Source organism: Cupriavidus gilardii, assembly GCF_008801915.1.
GTDB classification, from domain to species: domain Bacteria; phylum Pseudomonadota; class Gammaproteobacteria; order Burkholderiales; family Burkholderiaceae; genus Cupriavidus; species Cupriavidus gilardii.
The window spans coordinates 1-1,209 of the sequence record NZ_VZOV01000066.1 but is presented as its reverse complement, the minus strand read 5'-3'; the positions used below and the strand labels follow the sequence as shown (position 1 = coordinate 1,209).

Here is a 1,209-nt window from a genome sequence, read left to right as displayed (position 1 = left end):
AGCACTACGTCCAGAAAGTTGCCGTGCTGCAGGACCACATCCGCATGGTCGAGGCTGACAACGAGCGGCTGCGCCGGAGGATCGAATGGGAGCGGGATGCGGTCGCGCGGGAGGTCAAGCCCGCTGCACCCACCTTCGCCGACTGGCAGGCGTTCCACGATTCCATGTGCCAGGCCGGTGCCGCCGAGCAGGACGTGGCTCGAGCAGCGGCGGAGCGGGATGAGGCCGGGCTGGGGATGTTAGTGGCAGTGGCAGGCGGTACGAGATAGGACTGGACGGGATTTGAGGAAAGGGGAGTGCGATGACGCAAGACGAAAGCCAACAGGTCGAGGAAGCACTGCAGGCGTGGCGCCGGTGGCAGCAGCGTCAATCCTTCGCGGAGGTCCGCGGCATGTGGTATCCGGGCGAGGACTCGTCCTGTCGGGAGTTCCGGGCCAAGTCCAATGAGCTTCGCGGGCGAGAGCTGGATGACGAGGCCGATCGCCAACTGGATGCCGCCATCGGGGAGGTCGTCGACCCGCTGGTGGATCGCCTCGACCAGGCTCACCGCATCGCCATCAACATGCACTTCATGAACCAGAACCACGCCGTCTGGCGCAACCGCCGGGTGGAGGACGTCCACCGGGTCTATCAAGAGGCGAAGGCGGTGCTGTTACCCATGCTCTACGCCGCCGGGATCGTCTCGGTTGCGGAAGCTGCATAAAGTGCTTGTAAACCAAAAAAAGCTGTGCTTTAATTTCGGCGGGACAGTGCGTCCTGAGAAAGCCCGCTAGGTAAAGCCAGCGGGCTTTTGCGTTTACTCACGCATGGCACCTCATCCGCTGCGGACCGCGGCGGTGAACCGACCCGGCCGGGTACGAGGTGTCAGCCGTGAGGGAAATGCTGACGCAGCGCTGAGAATACTCGCGCCGAGCGTCGCAGGAGATCAGCGCCTGCCCCTCAACCAGTCTCCTCTCGCGCCCACCGCGAGTTCGCCCAGCCATCCGCTGGGCTTTTTTATTTCCACACCGACGATGTCGAACGAGACGCCTAACCTCCGCTCCGAAGACGGATCGTGGGACAGGGCTGCCGTCATGGCGATTGTCTGCGAGCGGATCGCGGGCGGGGAGAGCGTTCGGAAGATCTGCTCCGATCCCGATATGCCGGATCGCCGGCTCATCAATCGGTGGATCGCCGCCGACGAAGGTCTGCGCAAGCAGTATTTGGACG

Annotated in this window: 3 protein-coding genes; all 3 read left to right on the top strand. The window is 63.6% G+C overall.

The genetic code is table 11. The features are described 5' to 3' along the window. A partial coding sequence (locus F7Q96_RS27000) for a hypothetical protein (RefSeq protein ID WP_170266050.1) occupies positions 1–269 on the top strand: 269 nt, incomplete at its 5' end. Positions 270–301: 32 nt separating this feature from the next. Next, positions 302–703, top strand: coding sequence for a hypothetical protein (locus F7Q96_RS26415; protein ID WP_151023640.1), 402 nt, complete (start codon positions 302–304; stop codon positions 701–703). Between the two features lie 133 nt (positions 704–836). After that, the coding region (locus tag F7Q96_RS26410; RefSeq protein ID WP_457912031.1) for a terminase small subunit-like protein at positions 837–1,209 on the top strand (373 nt) is incomplete at its 3' end.